At 48.6% G+C, this 20,668-nt stretch carries 18 protein-coding genes; 1 reads left to right on the top strand and 17 read right to left on the bottom strand.

Going from position 1 to position 20,668, the window contains the following annotated elements; all coding sequences use genetic code 11:
* The 3 genes from AC4EVX_RS02030 to recA all read right to left on the bottom strand — a co-directional run.
* The coding region (locus AC4EVX_RS02030) for an Rnase Y domain-containing protein (protein WP_490159451.1) at positions 1 to 181 on the bottom strand (181 nt) is incomplete at its 3' end.
* 140 nt (positions 182 to 321) lie between these two features.
* Positions 322 to 945: a regulatory protein RecX gene (locus AC4EVX_RS02025; protein WP_490159450.1), complete on the bottom strand. Its 624-nt coding sequence runs from the start codon at positions 943 to 945 to the stop codon at positions 322 to 324.
* Positions 935 to 1,993 (bottom strand): recombinase RecA, encoded by a 1,059-nt coding sequence (gene recA, locus AC4EVX_RS02020; RefSeq protein ID WP_177978260.1) that lies wholly within the window; start codon positions 1,991 to 1,993, stop codon positions 935 to 937. Before recA ends, AC4EVX_RS02025 begins: the two co-directional genes overlap by 11 nt.
* A 716-nt stretch (positions 1,994 to 2,709) precedes the next feature.
* Between recA and AC4EVX_RS02015 the strand changes: the two genes are divergently transcribed.
* Positions 2,710 to 3,594 carry a S8 family peptidase gene (locus AC4EVX_RS02015; RefSeq protein ID WP_490159449.1) on the top strand — a complete coding sequence of 295 codons (885 nt, stop codon included), beginning with the start codon at positions 2,710 to 2,712 and terminating at the stop codon, positions 3,592 to 3,594.
* Between the two features lie 89 nt (positions 3,595 to 3,683).
* Here AC4EVX_RS02015 and AC4EVX_RS02010 read toward each other — a convergent pair whose 3' ends face one another.
* The 14 genes from AC4EVX_RS02010 to AC4EVX_RS01945 form a co-directional block, all read right to left on the bottom strand.
* Positions 3,684 to 4,844 carry a phosphoglycerate dehydrogenase gene (locus AC4EVX_RS02010; protein ID WP_490159448.1) on the bottom strand — a complete coding sequence of 387 codons (1,161 nt, stop codon included), beginning with the start codon at positions 4,842 to 4,844 and terminating at the stop codon, positions 3,684 to 3,686.
* Complete coding sequence (gene serC, locus AC4EVX_RS02005) at positions 4,841 to 5,926, bottom strand: 3-phosphoserine/phosphohydroxythreonine transaminase (protein WP_490159447.1); 1,086 nt, start codon at positions 5,924 to 5,926, stop codon at positions 4,841 to 4,843. The genes AC4EVX_RS02010 and serC overlap by 4 nt, the downstream gene beginning before the upstream one ends.
* A gap of 219 nt (positions 5,927 to 6,145) precedes the next feature.
* A complete protein-coding gene (gene ilvB, locus AC4EVX_RS02000) occupies positions 6,146 to 7,852 on the bottom strand; it encodes a biosynthetic-type acetolactate synthase large subunit (RefSeq protein ID WP_177978256.1) in 1,707 nt (568 codons plus the stop codon).
* Positions 7,853 to 7,877: 25 nt separating this feature from the next.
* Positions 7,878 to 9,539: a dihydroxy-acid dehydratase gene (gene ilvD / locus AC4EVX_RS01995; protein ID WP_177978255.1), complete on the bottom strand. Its 1,662-nt coding sequence runs from the start codon at positions 9,537 to 9,539 to the stop codon at positions 7,878 to 7,880.
* A 79-nt stretch (positions 9,540 to 9,618) separates the two neighbouring features.
* A complete protein-coding gene (gene leuB / locus AC4EVX_RS01990; RefSeq protein WP_177978254.1) occupies positions 9,619 to 10,707 on the bottom strand; it encodes a 3-isopropylmalate dehydrogenase in 1,089 nt (362 codons plus the stop codon).
* 488 nt (positions 10,708 to 11,195) lie between these two features.
* Positions 11,196 to 11,585, bottom strand: coding sequence for a hypothetical protein (locus AC4EVX_RS01985; protein WP_177978329.1), 390 nt, complete (start codon positions 11,583 to 11,585; stop codon positions 11,196 to 11,198).
* Between the two features lie 76 nt (positions 11,586 to 11,661).
* Positions 11,662 to 12,183: a hypothetical protein gene (locus tag AC4EVX_RS01980; protein WP_177978253.1), complete on the bottom strand. Its 522-nt coding sequence runs from the start codon at positions 12,181 to 12,183 to the stop codon at positions 11,662 to 11,664.
* Positions 12,184 to 12,404: 221 nt separating this feature from the next.
* Positions 12,405 to 13,091: a DUF6198 family protein gene (locus tag AC4EVX_RS01975; protein WP_177978252.1), complete on the bottom strand. Its 687-nt coding sequence runs from the start codon at positions 13,089 to 13,091 to the stop codon at positions 12,405 to 12,407.
* A 308-nt stretch (positions 13,092 to 13,399) separates the two neighbouring features.
* Positions 13,400 to 13,735: a DUF1292 domain-containing protein gene (locus tag AC4EVX_RS01970; RefSeq protein ID WP_177978251.1), complete on the bottom strand. Its 336-nt coding sequence runs from the start codon at positions 13,733 to 13,735 to the stop codon at positions 13,400 to 13,402.
* Between the two features lie 127 nt (positions 13,736 to 13,862).
* A complete protein-coding gene (locus AC4EVX_RS01965; protein ID WP_177978250.1) occupies positions 13,863 to 14,387 on the bottom strand; it encodes a cob(I)yrinic acid a,c-diamide adenosyltransferase in 525 nt (174 codons plus the stop codon).
* Positions 14,388 to 14,406: 19 nt separating this feature from the next.
* On the bottom strand, positions 14,407 to 16,371 hold the full coding sequence (locus AC4EVX_RS01960) for a UvrD-helicase domain-containing protein (RefSeq protein WP_177978249.1): 1,965 nt from the start codon (positions 16,369 to 16,371) through the stop codon (positions 14,407 to 14,409).
* A 470-nt stretch (positions 16,372 to 16,841) separates the two neighbouring features.
* Positions 16,842 to 18,296 carry a glutamate--tRNA ligase gene (gene gltX, locus AC4EVX_RS01955; RefSeq protein WP_177978248.1) on the bottom strand — a complete coding sequence of 485 codons (1,455 nt, stop codon included), beginning with the start codon at positions 18,294 to 18,296 and terminating at the stop codon, positions 16,842 to 16,844.
* 270 nt (positions 18,297 to 18,566) lie between these two features.
* On the bottom strand, positions 18,567 to 19,904 hold the full coding sequence (locus tag AC4EVX_RS01950; protein WP_177978247.1) for a M18 family aminopeptidase: 1,338 nt from the start codon (positions 19,902 to 19,904) through the stop codon (positions 18,567 to 18,569).
* A 128-nt stretch (positions 19,905 to 20,032) separates the two neighbouring features.
* Positions 20,033 to 20,665, bottom strand: coding sequence for an HAD-IA family hydrolase (locus AC4EVX_RS01945; protein WP_177978246.1), 633 nt, complete (start codon positions 20,663 to 20,665; stop codon positions 20,033 to 20,035).
* Positions 20,666 to 20,668: the final 3 nt, after the last annotated feature.

Raw genomic sequence — 20,668 nt, 5'->3', positions numbered from 1 at the left:
CCAGGAGAGCTTCTCGCTTCTTTGTCTCTGCCGTCTTTAACGCTTCATCTATTATCTCTCTGGCTTTTTCTTCCGCAGTCCCGATCTTTGCTTCGTAAGTCTTCTTCCGATTCGCAACTGCCAAAAACCAGCTAATAGGCGCCACAACACACAGTGTTAGTATAACCGCTATTACTATCATGACACAGGAGCACCTCCTTATTTAGTTTTCATTGTACACCAATACAACACTACAATTTTAAACTGTTTTATGCATTATGTCAAGCGTAACAGGGGTCTGCGCCAACCCTCTATGTAACTTTTATTTCCGCAAAAATCCGCTTATTTCTCGTCAAAATCCACCTTCATCTCGTCCATTGTTCGGCGGATCACATTCCAGGAAAAACCACGCCTTGCAAGCGATGCGGTCAGTTTGCGATAGACATCCGCCTCAAGTTTCTCTCCTGCGCGGTATCCCTTCTTCTCAAGGAAGACACGAACCTGACTCTCCTCATCAACCGGCTCCTCCTCGAGACAGGAGGCGATGATCTCCCGGCTCACGCCTTTTCGCTCTAAGACTGCGCGGATCTGACGCGCGCTCTTTTTCCCGGACTGGGAGCGGATAAACCGCATCGCATAGGCTTCGTCATCGAGATAACGGTATTCTCTCAAAAAGCGAACGGTCTCTTCGATCTCGTCCTTCGAATATTCCCGATCTAAAAGTTTCTGTCTCAGCTCCTGCTCCGTGCGATCCCGATACTCGAGAAGAGCGAGTGCGCTCTCTCTGGCACTTCTCTTCTCGCGAGTGCGTGACCTTGTACCTTTCGTGCCGGTATCTGTTTTTGTACTGTTACCTGTACCAGCACCTGCGTTCAGGCTAAGACTATTGCTGTTACTGAAACCATATTCCGAGCTTACATCCTCTTTGAGACCCGCACCGCTCCAGCCTCTATTCCTACTCCTCACCGTCAGTCTCTGCCTTATCTGCGGTCTTTGCAGACTCTGCAATCACCGGACTTCCCTGAAGACCATGGATCTCACGAACTTTCTGCTCGACCTCCGCAAATACTTCCGGGTGCTCCTTCAAATAAGCCTTCGCGTTCTCACGACCCTGACCGATCTTTGCTCCATTGTAGGCATACCAGGCACCGCTCTTCTCAACTACATTGTCCTTCACCGCCAGATCAATGATGTCGCCCTCTCTCGAGATGCCCTGACCAAACATGATGTCAAACTCTGCCTCACGGAATGGCGGAGCGATCTTGTTCTTGACAACCTTGACGCGGACATGGTTTCCGACAACCTCACCGCCCTGCTTGATTGCCTCGACACGGCGCACATCCAGACGAACGGAAGAATAGAACTTCAACGCACGTCCACCAGTCGTCGTCTCCGGGTTTCCGAACATGATACCAACCTTCTCACGGAGCTGATTGATAAAAATCACGGAACAGTTCGACTTGCTGATGATACCGGTCAGCTTACGCAAAGCCTGAGACATCAGACGTGCCTGAAGACCTACATGAGAGTCACCCATCTCGCCGTCGATCTCCGCCTTCGGAACAAGGGCTGCAACGGAATCGACAATCACGATGTCCACTGCACCGGAACGCACCATCGTCTCGGTGATCTCAAGACCCTGTTCTCCGTTGTCCGGCTGGGAAATGTAGAGATTGTCAATGTCGACACCGATGTTCTTCGCGTAAAGCGGATCAAGGGCATGCTCTGCATCGATGAATCCGGCAATTCCGCCTCTCTTCTGTACCTCTGCCACCATATGAAGTGCAACCGTCGTCTTACCACTCGACTCTGGTCCGTAAATCTCAATCACACGTCCCTTCGGCACACCGCCCAGTCCGAGTGCAATGTCCAGACTGATCGAGCCGGTCGGAGTCGTCTCGATATTCATATTTGCTCCGGAATCTCCAAGTTTCATGATCGATCCCTTGCCGTAGGACTTCTCAATCTGTGTAATCGCCGCATCCAATGCTTTCAGCTTATCATCTTTATTCATGTCTTCCTCCATGCGAACATACGTTCTTTCTTTGCTTATAATCATAGTATAATCTTTAGATTCTGTCAACTGTTTTTTCTTTTTCTTACGGCTCTGTCCGGCGGATAAAGTCCTGCAAATACGCTCGCGCTCCGGGTTCGACGTAATGGTGCATAAGACCGCAAGCTACGCGGTCTAAACACCAACGTCTCACACGGATTTGCAGAATCTTTCCCGCCGTCAGAGCCTGTTCTCTTTATTTTCACCTTCTCTCATACATTTATAAAAATTATATTGCAAAAAAGGATTATTCGATTATCTTGTATACAAAAAACTTTATGAATGAAATACTTATAATAAATTATGAATCTCCGGCGATGCGCCATGAGTAAAACAGATAAAAATTTATGAACTTTACAAAGACTTATTTAAAAACCTGCTGTCACAAACACCCTGTGTCGTGATGGGGGACACAGGGTGTTTGTTCGTGTTAGGAATTCCGATTTCAAAAAGGACTAAGGATTGTTTCCTGCATTTATTATGGCTTTAGTATAACACATCATTTTCGGAAAAAAATGTATATTGTTTAAATAGATTCTGAAGAAATTATTAAGATTATTTCCGGTAATCCTCTCGATCAATTTTCGATGTCAGGACTCTTTTTTCTGAATATCCTATAATAACAACGAAAGGCGTTTCAGGCACACGCTCAGGTGTGTCCGGGAAATTGGATTCTCATGGATCATGCAAGACTTCTCATAAACGGAAATGACGACTGTAATTTGACCGGAGCCGGCGTCGGAGTCGCCGTGCTTGATACCGGCTGTGCTCCCCACCCGGATCTTAGCGGTCAGATCGGGGCTTTCTGCGATATTCTCGGGCACAGAGCTCTGCCCTATGACGACAATGGACATGGCACCCATGTCTGCGGAATTATTGCGGGAAATGGCAGTCTTTCCGATGGGCGTTTTCGCGGAATTGCCCCCGGATGCACGCTCATTCCTGTCAAAGTGCTCGATCGTCAGGGAAGCGGTCGCGCCTCGGATGTCCTCGCCGGTCTGCGCTGGATTCGCCAGCATCAGAAACAATTTGGCATTCGGATCGTCAATATCTCTGTCGGCTCGTTTTCCCGAAGAAATATGGGCGAAAATTCCGTCCTCGTCCGCGGAGTCGATACCGCCTGGGATGCCGGACTTGTCGTCGTTGTCGCCGCCGGAAACCGTGGACCTGAACGCAGTTCGATCACAACTCCGGGGATCAGCCGAAAAGTCATCACGGTTGGCTGTTCCGATGATGAGAAAGAGATCCTGATTATGGGAAATCGCATGGTTCACTACTCAGGACGCGGACCTACCTGTGCCTGTATCTGCAAACCGGACATCATCGCCCCGGGCGCTTCGATCACAAGCTGCTGCGCCTCGTCACAGGGATATATTGCAAAGAGCGGAACAAGCATGGCGACCCCTCTCGTCACCGGCGCGATTGCCCTGCTTCTCGAAAAATATCCAGAAATGTCAAACCGCGATGTAAAGCTCCGCCTAAGAGAAAGAGCCGTCGATCTCGGGCTCTCCCACAACCAGCAGGGCTGGGGGAGAGTCGATCTCAAACGGCTCTTGGAATAATAGATTTATGACGATGCAGGTATCGACCTGGCGCGTAATTCTGGTCAGCTCTGCTGACATCTTCTGATCAGAATCACTGCGCATTATATTTACAGAACGCGCACGCGCAGAACCCCCTGAATGGCGTTCAGCTTCTGAACAAGAATGTCATCCGGAACGGACTCGAGATCCATCAGCGTGTATGCATATTTATCACGGCTCTTGTTCGTCATGTCGGAAATGTTGATTCCGCCACCTGCGAGGACACCGGTAATCTGACCGATCATGTTCGGAATATTCAGATGCAGAACTGCCACACGGGCAACGGTCTTCTTCACACCCATATCGCATGCCGGATAATTTACGGAATTGCGGATATTTCCGTTCTCGATATAGTCCATGATCTCCTTCACTGCCATCTTTGCACAGTTGTCCTCAGACTCTGCCGTGGATGCACCGATATGCGGGGTGACAATTGCTCCCTTCATATGTACAGACTTTGTGTTCGGGAAATCGGTCATGTAGTGCTTTACTTTTCCGGATGCAAGTGCCTCTGCCATTGCGTCCTCGTCAACGAGAAGGTCACGAGCAAAATTCAGAACGACAACGCCATCCTTCATCTGCTCAAGGGCATTCTTGTTGATCATACCCTTTGTGCTGTCAAGTGCCGGCACATGAAGCGTGATGTAATCGCACTCCTGGAAAATCGTGTCGAGGCTCGTCGTGTGCTTGACATCTCTTGAAAGCATCCATGCTGCCTGAACCGAGATAAACGGATCGTAGCCATATACTTCCATGCCGAGACCGGCGCAGGCATTTGCAACCTCTGCACCGATCGCACCAAGACCGATCACGCCTAGTTTCTTTCCGCGGATCTCGCATCCGGCAAAGGCCTTCTTCGCTTTCTCAACAGACTTTGCAATATTTGCATCCTCTGCATTGTCGATGCACCAGTTGATTCCTCCGAGAATATCGCGGGAAGCCAGCATCAAAGCGCCGATTACCAGCTCTTTTACTGCATTTGCATTTGCACCCGGAGTATTGAATACAACAATACCTTCCTGTGCACAAGCATCAAGCGGGATGTTGTTGACACCTGCGCCGGCGCGGGCAACTGCCAGCAGAGAGTTCGGGAACTCCATCTCATGAAGAGATGCACTGCGGACAAGAATGCCCTCTGCCTCCTTCACATTGTCAGTCAGCTCATAGTCAGCTGTCAGCAGGTCGATGCCATGCTTGGAAATTGCATTTAAGCAGTGAATTTTTCTCATGCCTGATGTTCCTCCTCAAACTTCTTCAAGAATTCTACCAGTTTCTGTACGCCCTCGATCGGCATTGCGTTGTAGATACTTGCACGCATACCGCCAACCGTGCGATGTCCCTTTAAGTTCACAAATCCAGCAGAAGCTGCCTCCTTTACAAACTCTGCATCGAGATCCGGATCACCGGTTACAAACGGAACATTCATCAGAGAACGATCTTCCTTTGCAACCGTTCCGTGGAACAGCTTGCTCTGGTCAAGGAAATCGTAGAGAATCTTTGCCTTTTTCTCGTTGTACTCCTTCATCGCCTCAAGGCCACCCTGCTTCTTGATCCACTTGAAGACCTTTCCGCAGATATAAATGCCATATGCCGGCGGAGTATTGTAAAGGGATTTTGCATCTGCCTGAGTCTTGTACATGCAGATCGTCGGAGTTCCGTCAAGCACATCCTCGGTCACAAGATCCTCTCTGACAATCACAATGACAACACCTGCCGGTCCCACATTTTTCTGAGCACCACCGTAGAGCAGACCATATTTCGTCACATCAACCGGCTCAGACAGGAAACAGGAAGAGATATCAGATACAAGCGGTTTTCCTTTCGTGTTCGGCAAAGTCTTGAACTTCGTTCCGTAAATCGTGTTGTTCTCACAGATGTAAACGTAATCGGCATCTTCATCGATCGGCAGATCGGAGCAATCCGGAATGTAGCTGAACGTCTTGTCTTCACTTGACGCAACCGCAACTGCCTTTCCGTATTTCTGAGCCTCTTTGTACGCCTTCTTCGCCCACTGACCCGTGATGATATAGTCAGCAACGCGATTCTTCATCAGGTTCATTGGAATCGCTGAAAACTGTAAATGTGCACCACCCTGTAAAAACAGAACCTTGTAGTTATCCGGAATGTTCATCAGATCACGCAGATCCTGCTCTGCCTCCTGAATGATCGTCTCAAACGCCTTGGAGCGATGACTCATCTCCATCACGGACATACCGGTTCCCTTATAGTCCAGCATCTCCTCTGCTGCCTCTCTCAGAACTTCCTCCGGCAGTACAGCCGGGCCAGCCGAAAAATTATACACTCTTCCCACGTTTGTTCCTCCCTCTCTCTGTTCTCTCTTAGAGTTTTCCTTCATGTTTCATCCACAGAATGACACAAATAAAATGACAAACCATTCTGTAAATAGAAGCACTACCACTACATATGCGGGAGCGGACTCCCGCATGCAGTTTGACATGTTTCCGAGTATATCTGAAAAACCCTGTTGATGTTTTTCAGACGTACTCTCTCGCTATTCGATTGTTGGTTACTAATTAATCTTTAAATCTGTATCATCAAAGGCATCCTGAATCGGAGCGCCCGGGGATACCATCGGATATACCTTGTCGTCACAATTGATCTGACAGTCAATCACAACCGGACCCTGATGAGCCATCGCTTCCTCGAGAACACCCTTTAAGTCGTCCTTTCCGGTCACGCGGTATGCCTTGACACCAAGTCCCTCTGCGGTCTTCACAAAGTCAACCTGATCGTCAAGCACCGTCGCGGAATAACGCTTTCCGTAGAACAGCGTCTGCCACTGGCGCACCATGCCGAGAACGTGGTTGTTGATGACCACTTCAATCACCGGAATGTTGTAACGGGAAGCCGTCGCAAGCTCATTTAAGTTCATGCGGAAGCATCCGTCACCGGCAATATTGAAGACCGGAGTATCCGGACATCCCATATCTCCACATCCCATCTTCGCGCCCATCGCAGCACCAAGGCCGTAGCCCATCGTGCCGAGACCGCCGGACGTCAGAAGGGTTCTCGGTTTTCTGTATTTGTAATACTGGGCAGCCCACATCTGATGCTGGCCAACCTCAGTTGCGATGATTGCATTTCCCTGTGTCAGCTCGCTGATCGTCTCCATGATAAACGGACCGGTCAGCTGGCTCTTGTCGTAGCGAAGCGGATACATATCTTTCAGACGCTCAATATGAGCAAGCCACTCCTCATGGTTGATCGGGTCAAGACGGGCATTGAGTTTTCTCAGAACCGTCTTTAAATCTCCGACAACGCTCGCATGGGTGCGAATGTTCTTGTTGATCTCTGCCGCATCGACATCGATCTGAAGAATCTTTGCATTCTTTGCGAACTTGGATGCATTTCCGGTTACACGGTCACTGAAACGTGCGCCCGCAACAATCAGCAGATCACACTCGGTGATTCCGAAGTTGGAAGTCTTTGTTCCGTGCATGCCGACCATACCGGTGTAGAGCTCGTCAGTTGCGTCGAATGCGCCTTTTCCCATCAGGGAATCGGCAACCGGAGCCTGAATCCGATGTGCCAGAGTGCGAAGCTCCTCGGATGCATTTGACAGAACTGCACCACCGCCGACAAAGATAAACGGCTTCTTTGCGTTGCGAATCAGGTCAAGTGCAGTCTCGATGTCCTCCTCGCGGATCGTGTCTGTCTGAGGAAGGATCGGCTCCGGAGTCTTCGGCTCATATGGATATTCTGCTGCGGTCACATCCTTCGTGATATCGATCAGAACCGGACCCGGACGTCCGCTCTGAGCAATCTTGAATGCTCTGCGGACAACGTCTGCGAGCTTGCTGACATCCTTCACGATGAAGTTATATTTTGTGATCGGCATCGTCACGCCGGTGATGTCGATCTCCTGAAAACTGTCACGTCCAAGCAGGCTCACACCAACGTTACAGGTGATCGCAACAATCGGGATAGAATCCATGTATGCAGTTGCAATACCGGTAACCAGGTTTGTTGCACCCGGTCCGGAAGTTGCAAAGCAGACACCGACTTTTCCAGTTGCACGCGCATAGCCGTCTGCTGCATGTGCTGCGCCCTGCTCATGTGAGGTCAGAATGTGATGAATCTCATCCTGATGCTTGTAAAGCGCATCATAAATATTTAAAATTGCTCCGCCCGGATAACCGAATACCGTCTTGACACCCTGCTCTTTCAGGCATTCAATCACGATCTCCGAGCCATTGAGTACTCTCGTCTCCGCCATAGCAAACACTCCCCTTTATCTCACATTAATTTCCCTGCAATACTGCTCCCTTGTCTGCGCTTGTCACGAGCTGTGCGTAACGCTTCAGATATCCGGTAACCTCTTTCTTCTTAGGAGTCCAGTTTGCACGACGTCTTGCCAGTTCCTCATCGGATACTTTCAGCGTGATCGTATTCGCATTGATGTCGATTGCGATCATGTCGCCTTCCTCTACCAGACCGATCGGACCACCTGCTGCCGCCTCCGGGCATACATGTCCGATGGATGCTCCTCTGGATGCTCCGGAGAAACGTCCGTCTGTGATCAGTGCTACGGAAGAGCCAAGTCCCATTCCTGCGATTGCGGAAGTCGGGTTGAGCATCTCTCTCATTCCCGGGCCTCCCTTCGGTCCCTCGTAACGGATGACAACGACATCACCAGCCACGATCTTACCGCTCTTGATTGCGACAATCGCATCATCCTCGCAGTCGAAGACGCGGGCCGGTCCCTCATGCACAAGCATCTCCGGAACAACAGCAGAACGTTTTACCACGCAGGAATCCGGTGCAAGGTTTCCGCGAAGAACAGCGATACCACCGGTCCTGGAATACGGATTGTCAATTGTGCGGATGACTTCCGGATTATGGTTGACAGCATCCTTGATGTTCTCGCCAACAGTCTTTCCGGTTACGGTCATACAATCGAGGTTCAGAAGTCCGAGCTTGCTTATCTCTTTCATAACGGCATAGATACCGCCTGCCTCGTTCAAATCCTCCATGTAGGTCGGACCTGCCGGTGCAAGGTGACACAGGTTCGGAGTCTTTGCACTGATCTCGTTTGCGATGTCAACGTTCAGCTCAACACCAGCCTCGTGTGCGATTGCCGGCAGATGAAGCATGCTGTTCGTACTGCATCCAAGTGCCATATCCATCGTCAGAGCATTGCGGAACGCCTGCTCGGTCATGATGTCACGCGGACGGATATTCTTCTTGAGCATATCCATAACTGCCATGCCGGCATGTTTTGCAAGAACAAGACGCTCGGAATATACAGCCGGGATCGTGCCGTTTCCGCGAAGACCCATTCCGAGAACCTCTGTCAGACAGTTCATGCTGTTTGCGGTGTACATACCGGAGCAGGAACCACAGGTCGGACAAACCTTGCACTCGTACTCTTTTACATCCTCCTCAGTCATCGTGCCTGCTGCGTAGGAGCCAACTGCCTCAAACATGCTGGAAAGACTGCGCTTGCGTCCTTTCACATGACCTGCAAGCATCGGACCACCACTGACAAATACGGTCGGGATGTTTAAACGAGCTGCTGCCATCAGAAGTCCTGGAACGTTCTTATCACAGTTCGGAACCATGACAAGGGCATCAAACTGATGAGCCATTGTCATACACTCGGTGGAATCTGCGATCAGATCTCTCGTCACCAGAGAGTACTTCATTCCCACATGTCCCATTGCAATACCATCACATACTGCGATTGCCGGGAACACGATCGGAACGCCTCCTGCCATTGCCACACCCTGCTTAACGGCGTCTACAATCTTATCCAGGTTCATATGTCCCGGTACAATCTCATTGTAGGAGCTCACAATACCGATTAACGGTCTCTCTAATTCTTCGTCCGTCAGTCCCAACGCGCGGAACAGGGAACGTGCCGGTGCCTGTTGCATTCCAGCTTTTGCGTTATCACTTCTCATTTTTGACTCCTCCTGTACTGTATGTGAATTTCTGAATTTCTGATTTCTAATCAAATAACCCAATTAGCTTTCACTCTTTTTATTTCTCGATATTTCCTGCTACCAGATCGCCCATCTCGGTAGTTCCTACTTTCTTGCATTCATCTGCCATAATGTCAGCGGTGCGGTATCCGTCTGTCAGGACCTTCTGTACTGCCTTCTCGATTGCATCCGCCTCCTCGTCAAGATCGAAGGAATATCTCAGCATCATTGCTGCGGAGAGAATCGTCGCAATCGGGTTTGCAATGTCCTTTCCTGCAATATCCGGTGCAGATCCGTGGCTCGGCTCGTAGAGACCGAACTTCGTCTCATTCAGGCTTGCGGAAGAGAGCATTCCGATCGAACCGGTAATCATACTCGCCTCATCAGAGAGGATGTCTCCAAACATGTTCTCAGTCAGAATTACGTCAAACTGACCCGGGTTCATGACAAGCTGCATTGCACAGTTGTCGACAAGCATATGGCTCAGTGTTACTTCCGGATAATCCTTTGCAACCTCCTCGACAACTTTTCTCCAAAGTCTGGAAGAATCTAAGACGTTTGCCTTATCTACGCTGATTACGCTCTTTCTGCGCTTCATGGCAATGTCAAATGCCTTGACTGCAATTCGACGGATCTCCTTCTCATTGTAGGTCAGGGTATCGGTTGCCTGAAGACATCCGTCCACTTCCTCGGTGTGACGCTCTCCGAAGTAGAGACCGCCGGTCAGCTCTCTCATAATGACCATATCAAATCCATCTCCGATGATCTCTTTCTTCAACGGACATGCCTCTGCAAGCTCCTTATAGAGGTAAGCCGGGCGAATGTTTGCAAACAGATTCAGACCCTTACGGATTGCCAGAAGTCCAGCCTCCGGTCTCAGATTCGGTGCTACATCGTACCATCTTGAATTTCCCACGTTACCGCCAACTGCTCCAAGCAGGACTGCATCGCTCTGTTTTGCTGTATTCAGTGCCTCCTCGGTCAGCGGAACTCCATATGCATCAATGGAACAGCCTCCCATCAGGATCTCTGTATAATTAAATTTATGTCCGTATACCTCGCCGACACGGTCCAGTACCTTGCATGCCTCTCGAACAATCTCCGGTCCAATTCCATCTCCAGGAATCGTTACAATCTTACAGTCCATGGCTTTTCTCCCTCTATTTCTCCGTTTTTCAAGTCGACGCCAGCAGATATTTGAGCTGCGTCGTTTCTTCCCATATTAACGCATTTGATGGCTTTTTTCAACTCTCTCCCCCGAATTTATTCCAGAAAATCCATACGAGATTGGAATTGACTGCATAATTTCAAGTTATGGAAATGCGCCAAGAAACGTCCTATTTTCCCAAAATCTCACAGGATCCGATCAATCTGATTTGCCATAAAATGAAAAAGAATGTGCCTTGGCGCATCCTCGCGGAGCGTTTTTATATGATAGAATGCAATTTCCTATCATACAAAAAAAGACAGGATCCGTGGAGATCTCTGTCCCCACAATCCTGCCGATTTTCTTCTCACAATTCTTCTTGTAATTCTTTTTGCAGTTTTCTTTGCAGTTTTCTTTGCAGTTCTTTTTGTATTTCTGTGTGTCTCGACCTGCAAATTTACTGTTCCTTTAAATTTTCCTGCTGAATCTTACTGTTGAATCCAGGCACCATCCTTGCCGACATAGTAGCTGTTGATGTACTGGCTCACTGCCATTGTGTGATCCTCAAAAAAATAATACCATTTTCCATTAATCTGCTGCCAACCGGTGACTGCACAGCCACTCGCATCAAACCAGTACCAGGTCTTTCCATCCTGATGCCACTCGCTGACAAGCATTGTCCCGTCTCCCTGAATCCAGAACAGGGAGTCCCCATCCTTGAGCCACTGATCCTGTGCAAGTGTCCCGTCTGCGCTGTAATAATTCCACGCAGAACCATTATAGACCCAGCCGGTCTTCGCATATGCCGGAACCGTCATTATAAGAAAAAATACCACCGTCAGTATTGTCAGTCCCGCTGACCGTCTCTTTCCTCTCATCTACATCCCTCTTTATCGGATTTCATGCTCTCCTGTTGCTGTTCTTACTCATCAATGTCATACAAACAAGAAGAATTTAGTTCTGCACCCATTTTCCATCTGCACCAACCCGGTAACCGCCCGGAACAAGTGCATCCACTGCCATAACTCCGTTTTTCAGGAAATAATAATAATCTCCATCAATCAGCTTCCAGCCATTCTTGATCGCACGACCATTTGCCTGCATGTAATACCACTTGCCTTCTTCATTCTGAACCCACTCGTTAACTGCCATCTTTCCATCTTCCTTGAGCCAGTAAAGGTCGGAGTTCTGCTTGAGCATCTGGTTCGTCAGGCACAGTCCATCCTCGCCCACATAGTACCAGGCATCATCGGTATTCACCCACTGACCGGCTGCCATCACACCGTCCACACCGACCCAGTATTTTCCGGTTCCATCAGCAGACTCGATCCACTGGTTCTTCGCAACCGTGCCGTCCTCCTGATAGTAAAAATATCTCTGACCAACTTTCCCCCACTCTCCTGCAAAACTTGCTGTCACAGACATTGCGGACATTGCAAGTGTCAGAACTGCCACTTTCATCCATGATTTCTTCATCTCTATCGTCTCCTTTTATTCTGATCTTTCTCAATTAGCGACTCCGTGTTTTGAGTTATCTGTTCTGGATTTATTATACGTTCTGCCCGATACAGCGTCAACGAATTTCTGCTTACACATTCTGACGATTTTCTTTCGGTTCTCCATATTGTAGACATAATTTATGAATTTGTACAATTTCTGTTCCGTTTAAATGACCCCAAATTCCCACCTGGACAAATTTATTTTTCCGCTTCCACAAGACCTCCGACAAATGGAAGTTCTGCAACGGAAAGTTCCCTGATCCAGTCAATCAGGTTTGAAGAAATGATTGTCGTCATCACGGAAAACAGAATTCGATGCACCGGAATATAGGTCAGTGAGAGTGCAAGCACAGTAAAATCCGTAAACATATACGTTCTCGAAAGTCTCCATTTTGTCAGATGAGAAATCGTTAAGGCAAGCGCATCATCGCCACCGCTCGATCCTCCCTGACGCACGACAATCCCGACTCCGATTCCGACAAAAAGTCCGCCGAGCACACTTGCGAGAAACGGATTTTCGCTCAGATTCGGCAGAACCGGTGGGAACTGTTCCCAGAGCCGGAAAAATGCAGACATGCTGAATGTTGACACAATCGAGATCCGGATGAATTTTCCACCCAGATATTTGAGCGCCAACGCATAACAGGTCAGATCGAGAAGCGAAGTCAGAATGGAGTTGGAAACACCGAACCAGTGATTCAGCACAAGAATCATTCCAAGCACACCGCCCTCAGTGATTCCCGACTGGCGGTGAATGTTGTAGATTCCAAACGATGCAATCGCCGTTCCGACCACAATCGCCATCACCTTGCTCCAGGTCAGCTCCTTCGACATCAGTCTCAGATTTTCTTTTATAAACGCAACCATTTTCTTTTTAAAACACATGATAATTTGAATCAATTCCTTTCTGAAATACACACTTGCACAGACAAAACAGATCAATAGAGCAGGAGCATGACTATCTCCTTCATATACACAGATATACAACAACACAAAACCGCCAGAATACATTCTCTCTCTGAAAAATGTACTCTGACGGGTCATTCTGTCATGTCTCTCTTACCATCTCAGAATCACCAAAATACTCTGGTAACTCCAGGAAATCAATAAATGTGAACGAACTACCCACCGTCTAAAGTCAGTGGGATTGCGGCAGTCTCATTTCAATCAACGCTCAAAAAGCGTCCTAAATCTTAGTCCTCAAGATCCTCTTCGCTTACGAGTTCATCAAATTCCTGATCATCTAACAGCTCATCGAAAGCGTCAGAAACGATCTCGTACTCCTCGTCGTCCTCAATGTTGTCCAGATTCGGGTTGCCGTCTGCATCCTCGCTGTAACGGTACAGATATACTTCGCCTTCCTCAGCCTCAATGCCCTCGCTCGGCAGAAGTGCAATGTAATCACGGTTTCCAGCCTCGAAGATGGTGAGTACTACACACTCCAGCTCGCTTCCGTCGTCCAGAGTCAGGGTGACAGTCATCTCCTCCTGCTCCATATCCATGTTGTTATCGTTCTGATTATTTGCCATGTCTGTTCCTCTCTTTTGTTTCAGGATATGCATCTGACATACTCCGAAACATCTTTTTTATTTTATAGTTTCACTTTATCAGAATGGGACACCAAAATCAAGCAGTATTTGAGTCCCAAATGATAACCTAATACTCAATCCCCTCGCGCGCCCCGATTCCCTGCGTGTAGGGATGTTTGACCATTTTGATCTCAGACACATAATCGGCAAGCGCGATCAGGCGATCTGACGGATCTCTTCCGGTCAAAACCACCTCCATCTCCGCCGGACGATTTCTCAGAAACTCTGCAACATCGTCCTCTCTGACCATTCCATAATTGCAGGATGCCAGAATCTCATCGAGCACGAGCAGATCAACTCCATCCTCCACGGCTGTCTTCACTGCGGTCTCAAACCGGCTCTGAAAATACGCTCCCGCCTCGCGCTTCTGCTCCTCATTCATCCGAAATACAAATCCAAATGTCCGATCGCACGGTGTGACGGTAATACCCGGAATCTTTCTGAGTACCTCAACCTCACCGGAATCCTCTGTTTTCAGGAAACGCACAATCAGAACCTTTTTTCCACGCCCCGATGCACGAACCGCAAGACCGACTGCCGATGATGTCTTTCCTTTTCCATCCCCACAATAAATGTGAACGCATCCCCTCATAAATCAAAAGCCTCCTGTCCTAATTTATCGTATTTTGCTTATTTCCCTTATCTGTTTTTCCCGTTTCTACATTTCTGTACTCTGCAAGAAAACGCGACGGCTCCTGAATTTTCCCGTATCGCTGTCTTGCAAAGCAGACGTGAAGTCGATCTTTCGCCCTTGTCATTGCGACATAGAACATGCGCCGTTCCTCCTCGAGATCTGCCTCAAGCACTGCCTTGTGATGGGGTATAATTCTCTCATTTGCATCTAAAATGTACACGATCGGAAATTCCAGTCCTTTTGAACTATGCATCGTCATTAAGGTCACACAGTCCATTTTCTGTCCATTCTCTCTTCCGTGCGCCAGCGCCTGTGTTTTGAGTTTTTCTGCATACTCTCTCTGGTGCTCCTCCCATGCCTCAAGCGTCTGATACCCGCTCGCACTCTCCTGAATCTGATCCGCAACCTCAAAAAGTTCCTCCGGATTCATTCTGCGAAACTCAGCATACTCCCTGAGATACTCATCGTATCCGACTGCCTTTCGGATGTAATTGATCGCCGGTGCCGGGGCCATCCTGCCAATCATTTTCAAGTCACTGCAAAGATCATCGATCCGATCCATCATCCAGTCCTTATCCTGATACCAGGACTGTACCTGATCCCATGAAATCACACCTCCCTCAAGTGCTTCCCGACTGATGTAACGCTTCGGGCGATTCGCAATCCGCAAAGCATCCTCGCGCTTTGCCTGACGTCTCGCGCAGAGTTCACTGTGCCCGATTCTCAGATAAGCAAGAATATCTTTTGCAATCCAGTGCTCATACAAATTCGGCAGGGCATCCCGCATCTGAAATGGGATGTTGTACTCCATCAGACGTTCCATCAGCAGACGCGGTTCCATACTCGTCCGATAGAGCACGGCAATATCCGACAGCTGATACCCCATCCGCACATAATCCTGAATCTCCCGCACAATTCCTCTCGTCTCCGCCTGCGCATCCAACCATCCTGTTGTCGTCACCGGATGTCCCGCTCCACGATTTGCATGAATCTCCTTCGGAAAACGCGTCTTATTATGAGAAATCAGCCTCTCCGACGCATCCACAATCTCGGACGTTGACCGATAATTAATCCCCAAAAGTACCTGTCTGCACTGTGGATAGTCCTTTCCAAATCCAAGCATGATCTCCGGCTTAGCCCCGCGAAAGCGATAGATTGACTGATCATCATCTCCAACAATAAAGAGATTATTCTGGGGAAGCGCAAGCATTTTCACGATCTCATACTGCACCCGATTGATATCCTGAAATTCATCGATCAGAATAAATTGAAACTTTCTCTGCCACGCACTCAAAATATCCTTTCTCTGGGTAAACAGCTCATAGCACATCACAAGCATATCCTCGAAATCAATTTTGCCACTCCGCTCAAGCTCTGACTGGTATCCCTGATAAAGCCTGCGAAAAATCTCCTCCGAGCAGTTTTTTGAGTAGTAATAATCAAGGCTCATCATCTCGCCTTTGACAACACCGATCTCCGACAAAATCGAGGAGATGAATTCTTTCTCATCCTCCACCTCAAGGCGCAGTCTTTCAATCATTTTTCGGATGATCTCCGTCCGCTCCTCCTCCCGTATAATGCAGGAGGCGTCATAACGATAAGCATGGCGAAGAATGTTAAAAAACACAGCATGAAACGTGCCAAAATTTACCGGCGGATGCCCCCCGCTTCCACATTCAATGCTTCTTCGCCCCTGCATGTTTTCTTCTGCCTGTTTCGATGAAGTCTCCATCAACTTCCAGAATCTCTGCTTCATCTCCTCCGCTGCCGAGCGCGTAAACGTGATCACGAGAATGTTTGATGGATTCACCCCATGCTCCTCAATCAGACAGCGAACCCGGTGCGTGATCACCGTTGTCTTGCCCGATCCCGGACCTGCAAGCACCATCATCGGTCCCTCAAAGTGATGAATCGCCTCGATCTGTGACTCGTGAAATGCCATTCCTGCTGTCCTTTCTTAATCCTAGAAATAATTTTCTGTACGTATCTACTCTACTTATCTGTTGTCCTTTTCGTCAACATCTACCCCCAAAAAACAAAGGAGGGTTTTTACAGAAGAAAAAAGACTGCCACAAAACAGGATATTCTCTTCTCACTGTCTTATGGCAGTCTCGCCAATTTACAAATGTACTTGTATTGCTAAAACACCTTGGTTTTTCATTGCTGAATCCGTTTTATTGCCGGCGACATAAGGCGGGAAAGTACAGGCAAACCCGTGTGAAACGTCGGTGCTTAGGTTGCGTATTTTGCAACCTTATGCACCGCTACGTTGAACCCGGAGCGCGAGCGCGTTTGCATGACTTTCTTCCGCTGTCGTCGCCCTTAGACACACCTTAAATCCAATCTAGGAATCCAGATATACTACCAGTCGCCCAAAAACAATCTCACCGTCATTCAGCAATCTTTCTCTTCTTACAGGTTGCTCAGCTTCTCAATTCCCTTGCGGATACGCGCCAGAGACTCCTCTTTTCCGAGTACTTCCATGATCTCCGTTGCGCCTGCCGGTGTCATCTGCTTTCCAGAAACAGCGGTACGGATCGGCCACATTACAAAACCTGTCTTCACACCGGTGTCTGCCACATACTTGGACAGAGCCTCATACAGTGCGTCGTTGCTGTAATCCTCCTGTGCCTCAAGAAGCGGAAGAACATCATTCAGAACCTTCAGCGAAGTCTCTGCATTTGTCTTCATCTTCTTGTGCGTGTACATTGCAATATCATACTCCGGAAGCTCCTCAAAGAAATCAATGTGATCTGCGATATCCGGGAAGATCTCGATTCTCGTCTTCACCATTCCCGCAATCTTCTTCAGATCCAGATCCTTCTTGATCACAGCCTTGATATACGGCTCTGCCATCTTGTAGAAACGATCTGCATCCATTGCCTTGATGTACTCGCCATTCATCCATTTCAGCTTTGTCATATCAAACACAGCCGGGGACTTGCTGATATTGCGATAGTTGAATGCCTGTACCAGCTCGTCGAGAGAGAAGATCTCACGATTGTCTTCCGGAGACCAGCCAAGCAGTGCCACATAGTTGACAACTGCCTCTGCAACGAATCCCTGCTCAATCAGATCCTCGAAAGAAGAATGACCGCTTCTCTTGCTCAGCTTCTTGTGATTCTCATCGGTGATCAGCGGACAGTGTACATATACCGGAACTTCCCATCCGAATGCATCGTAAAGACGATTGTACTTCGGAGAAGAAGACAGATACTCATTTCCACGAACGACATGGGTGATTCCCATCAGATGATCGTCCACAACGTTTGCGAAGTTGTAGGTTGGATAACCGTCAGACTTGATCAGAACCATGTCATCAAGCTCGCTGTTGTCAACCGTGATGTCTCCGTAAATCTCATCGTGGAAGGTCGTGGTTCCCTCCGTCGGGTTGTTCTGACGGATAACAAATGGCTTGCCCTCTGCCAGATTTGCCTCGATCTCCTCTTTGGACAGATGCAGGCAGTGCTTATCATAGGTCATGATCTCCTCGCCGTTTACAACGTGCTTCAAAGAGTTCAGACGCTCCTGATCGCAGAAGCAGTAGTAAGCCTCTCCTTTTTCGATCAGCTTCTTTGCATACTCCATGTAAATACCGGACTTCTGGCGCTCACTCTGCACATACGGACCGCAACCGCCGTCCTTATCCGGACCCTCATCATGGATCAGACCGGTCTCTTCCAGAGTGCGGTAAATGATCTCCGTAGCGCCCTCAACGTAACGCTCCTGGTCGGTATCCTCAATACGCAGAAGGAAATCTCCTCCCTCATGTTTTGCAATCAGATATGCATACAGCGCGGTACGCAGATTTCCTACATGCATACGTCCTGTCGGGCTTGGTGCATATCTTGTACGAATCTTAGTCATATCCATTCTCCTCGTATTTCTGTTCTTCTTTTTGTTTTTTCTTTTCCTGTGTTTCTGTTATTCTGAGCATGTCGAAGCATTTCTGTTTCCGTCTTCTATTCCTGTCACTGCTTCTCCATGCCCTGTTTCGCAAATGTCATTATATACCCGACTTTCCTAAAAAGAAAGTCCTTTATTCGGCAAAATCTTCCGCCACTCCTGTATCACACAGAATTTTCCGTTCAGAAACTTCCTGCCTGTCAGAAAATTCCCATCTGTGATTGCCTGTGATTACAGATGAATCGCAATCTGATCTCCCTCCGACTTCATATAGGAGGAGAACAGCACTCTCGCCGTCTCGATCAGATATGCGGTGTCCCTGCTTCCCGCCGTCTCGTAATTGGAATGCATTGCAAGCTGAGCCAGTCCAATGTCCACGGTATTCAGTGCAACCTGATTGCCGGAGATATTTCCGAGTGTCGAACCGCCGAGAATATCGGAACGGTTGTGGAAAATCTGTACCGGAACTCCTGCGTGACTGCACATCGTGCGGAAAATTGCTCCGGATACTGCATCTGTCGTGTACTTCTGGTTTGCACTGTACTTAATCACGATTCCCTTGTTCATATACGGGCGATTCGTCGGATCTGCCTTGTCCGGCTGATTCGGATGCACGCTGTGCGCATTGTCCGCGGAGACCATGAAGCTCGATGCAAGCGCCGTCAGATAATCCTCCTCGCTGTGTCCAAGCGCACTGTTGATCCGGTGCAGAACATCCTTCAAGAAGGTCGAGGCAGCCCCCTGCTTCGTCCCGCTTCCGACTTCCTCGTTATCGAGAACACAGTGCACCGCAATGCTCTCGGTCGGCTCTGCTATCAGAAATCCCTTCAGAGATGAAAATGCACACTGGAGATCATCAAGGCGCGGAGCAGAGATAAATTCTCCGTCAAGACCGACAACCGTTCCCTTCGTGCGGTTGTAGAGGAAGAGATCCATATCAAGAATATCCTCCACCTTCACTCCTGCGGATTCTGCGATGAGCGCACAGAACTTCTCTCTTGCGCTAGATGCATCGCTCTGTGCGAGCAGAGGAAGCATATCCTTCTGTGCATTGAACTCATATCCGTCATTTGCCTTGCGGTTCATATGAATCGCGAGATTCGGAATGATCATCAGATCACGGTCCACATTCACGAGACGGCTTGCAACGCCCTGCTCAGTGCGAACGACAACTCGACCTGCGACAGAGAGCGGTTTGTCGAGCCACGGCGCAAGAAGCAGTCCACCATATTTCTCCACATTGAGTTTTACATAGGTCTTGTCCACCTCAATCTCCGCATTCGCCTTGATCTTGAGTGCCGGAGAATCGCTGTGGCTCGCCATGATCTGAAATCCGACAAAATCCCTTTTCGGAATCTTAAATGCGATCAGCGCCGAGTCATTTCTCGTCACATAGTAACCCTTTCCCGGCTCTAAATTCCAGTGCTGTCCCTCTAAAAGTCGCTCACATCCGGCATCCTCCAGCTCTTTTTTCATGTTTGCAGCTGCCTGAAAGCTCGTCGGGCTGTTATTTAAAAATTCCAGAAGTTCTCCTGTCGTCTTCTGAAATACAGACTCTGTAAATTCCATGTTTCATGTTTCCTTTCCAGTTTCTTTTCCAGTTTTTTGTTTCTTTTTCTGTTTCTTTTCCAGTTTCCATTTTTCTTTTACTTTTGATTTTTCATTCCGTTCATGTTTGATTGATTTCTCCGCCGTCCCTATTTTTCCACCGGCATGTTCACTTTCTCGACCTCTTTAAGAACGGCATCGAGGTGGCTCATATCCCCGTCGTCATGGCAGTAGCCATCCATTCCGCAGGCACGCGCGCCCTCAATATTTATGCGGAGATCGTCGATGAAAAAGCACTCATCCGGCTTGAGCGAAAAGCGGGAGAAGAAATGCTGATACATCTCTTTCTGCGGTTTCATGCAGAGAACCTCAGCGGAAAACAGTGCTCCGTCAAAAAGCTCTGCCTCCGGAAGCAGGCTCTTCCACTTTGCAGGCAGACGCACACTCGCATTCGAGCAGATATAGAGTCCAAATCCCTCCTGTTTCAGACGGCGCAGAATCGGCTTCATCTCCTCAATCTGCCACATGCATTTCTTGTCCCAGTTTTCGAGGCAGAGGCGCGCCGACTCATGCAGACGCTGTGGCAGACGACTGCACACCTGGCGCAGAGCCTGTTCCTCGGAAATAATTCCCATATCGAGCTGTACCCATTCCGGAGATACAAAAAGTGCCGTGCAGACTTCCTTCTGATCTGCCTCATCCTCGATATAAGCCTTGCACGCACGCATCGACTCATAGTCCATCAGGATTTTTCCCATATCAAAAACGAAATTTTTAATCATAGT

It is taken from the genome of Brotaphodocola sp. (assembly GCF_983179755.1).
Note: the sequence above shows the minus strand (reverse complement) of the source record. Positions and strands in the feature narration are given on the sequence as shown.

Coding starts and splice junctions, on each gene's coding strand:
- recA (WP_177978260.1), bottom strand. CDS start 1,993: ATGAATAAAGATGATAAGCTGAAAGCATTGGATGCGGCGATTACACAG.
- AC4EVX_RS02015 (WP_490159449.1), top strand. CDS start 2,710: ATGGATCATGCAAGACTTCTCATAAACGGAAATGACGACTGTAATTTG.
- AC4EVX_RS02010 (WP_490159448.1), bottom strand. CDS start 4,844: ATGAGAAAAATTCACTGCTTAAATGCAATTTCCAAGCATGGCATCGAC.
- ilvB (WP_177978256.1), bottom strand. CDS start 7,852: ATGGCGGAGACGAGAGTACTCAATGGCTCGGAGATCGTGATTGAATGC.
- ilvD (WP_177978255.1), bottom strand. CDS start 9,539: ATGAGAAGTGATAACGCAAAAGCTGGAATGCAACAGGCACCGGCACGT.
- leuB (WP_177978254.1), bottom strand. CDS start 10,707: ATGGACTGTAAGATTGTAACGATTCCTGGAGATGGAATTGGACCGGAG.
- AC4EVX_RS01985 (WP_177978329.1), bottom strand. CDS start 11,585: ATGAGAGGAAAGAGACGGTCAGCGGGACTGACAATACTGACGGTGGTA.
- AC4EVX_RS01980 (WP_177978253.1), bottom strand. CDS start 12,183: ATGAAGAAATCATGGATGAAAGTGGCAGTTCTGACACTTGCAATGTCC.
- AC4EVX_RS01975 (WP_177978252.1), bottom strand. CDS start 13,091: ATGTGTTTTAAAAAGAAAATGGTTGCGTTTATAAAAGAAAATCTGAGA.
- AC4EVX_RS01970 (WP_177978251.1), bottom strand. CDS start 13,735: ATGGCAAATAATCAGAACGATAACAACATGGATATGGAGCAGGAGGAG.
- AC4EVX_RS01965 (WP_177978250.1), bottom strand. CDS start 14,387: ATGAGGGGATGCGTTCACATTTATTGTGGGGATGGAAAAGGAAAGACA.
- AC4EVX_RS01960 (WP_177978249.1), bottom strand. CDS start 16,371: ATGGCATTTCACGAGTCACAGATCGAGGCGATTCATCACTTTGAGGGA.
- gltX (WP_177978248.1), bottom strand. CDS start 18,296: ATGACTAAGATTCGTACAAGATATGCACCAAGCCCGACAGGACGTATG.
- AC4EVX_RS01950 (WP_177978247.1), bottom strand. CDS start 19,904: ATGGAATTTACAGAGTCTGTATTTCAGAAGACGACAGGAGAACTTCTG.
- AC4EVX_RS01945 (WP_177978246.1), bottom strand. CDS start 20,665: ATGATTAAAAATTTCGTTTTTGATATGGGAAAAATCCTGATGGACTAT.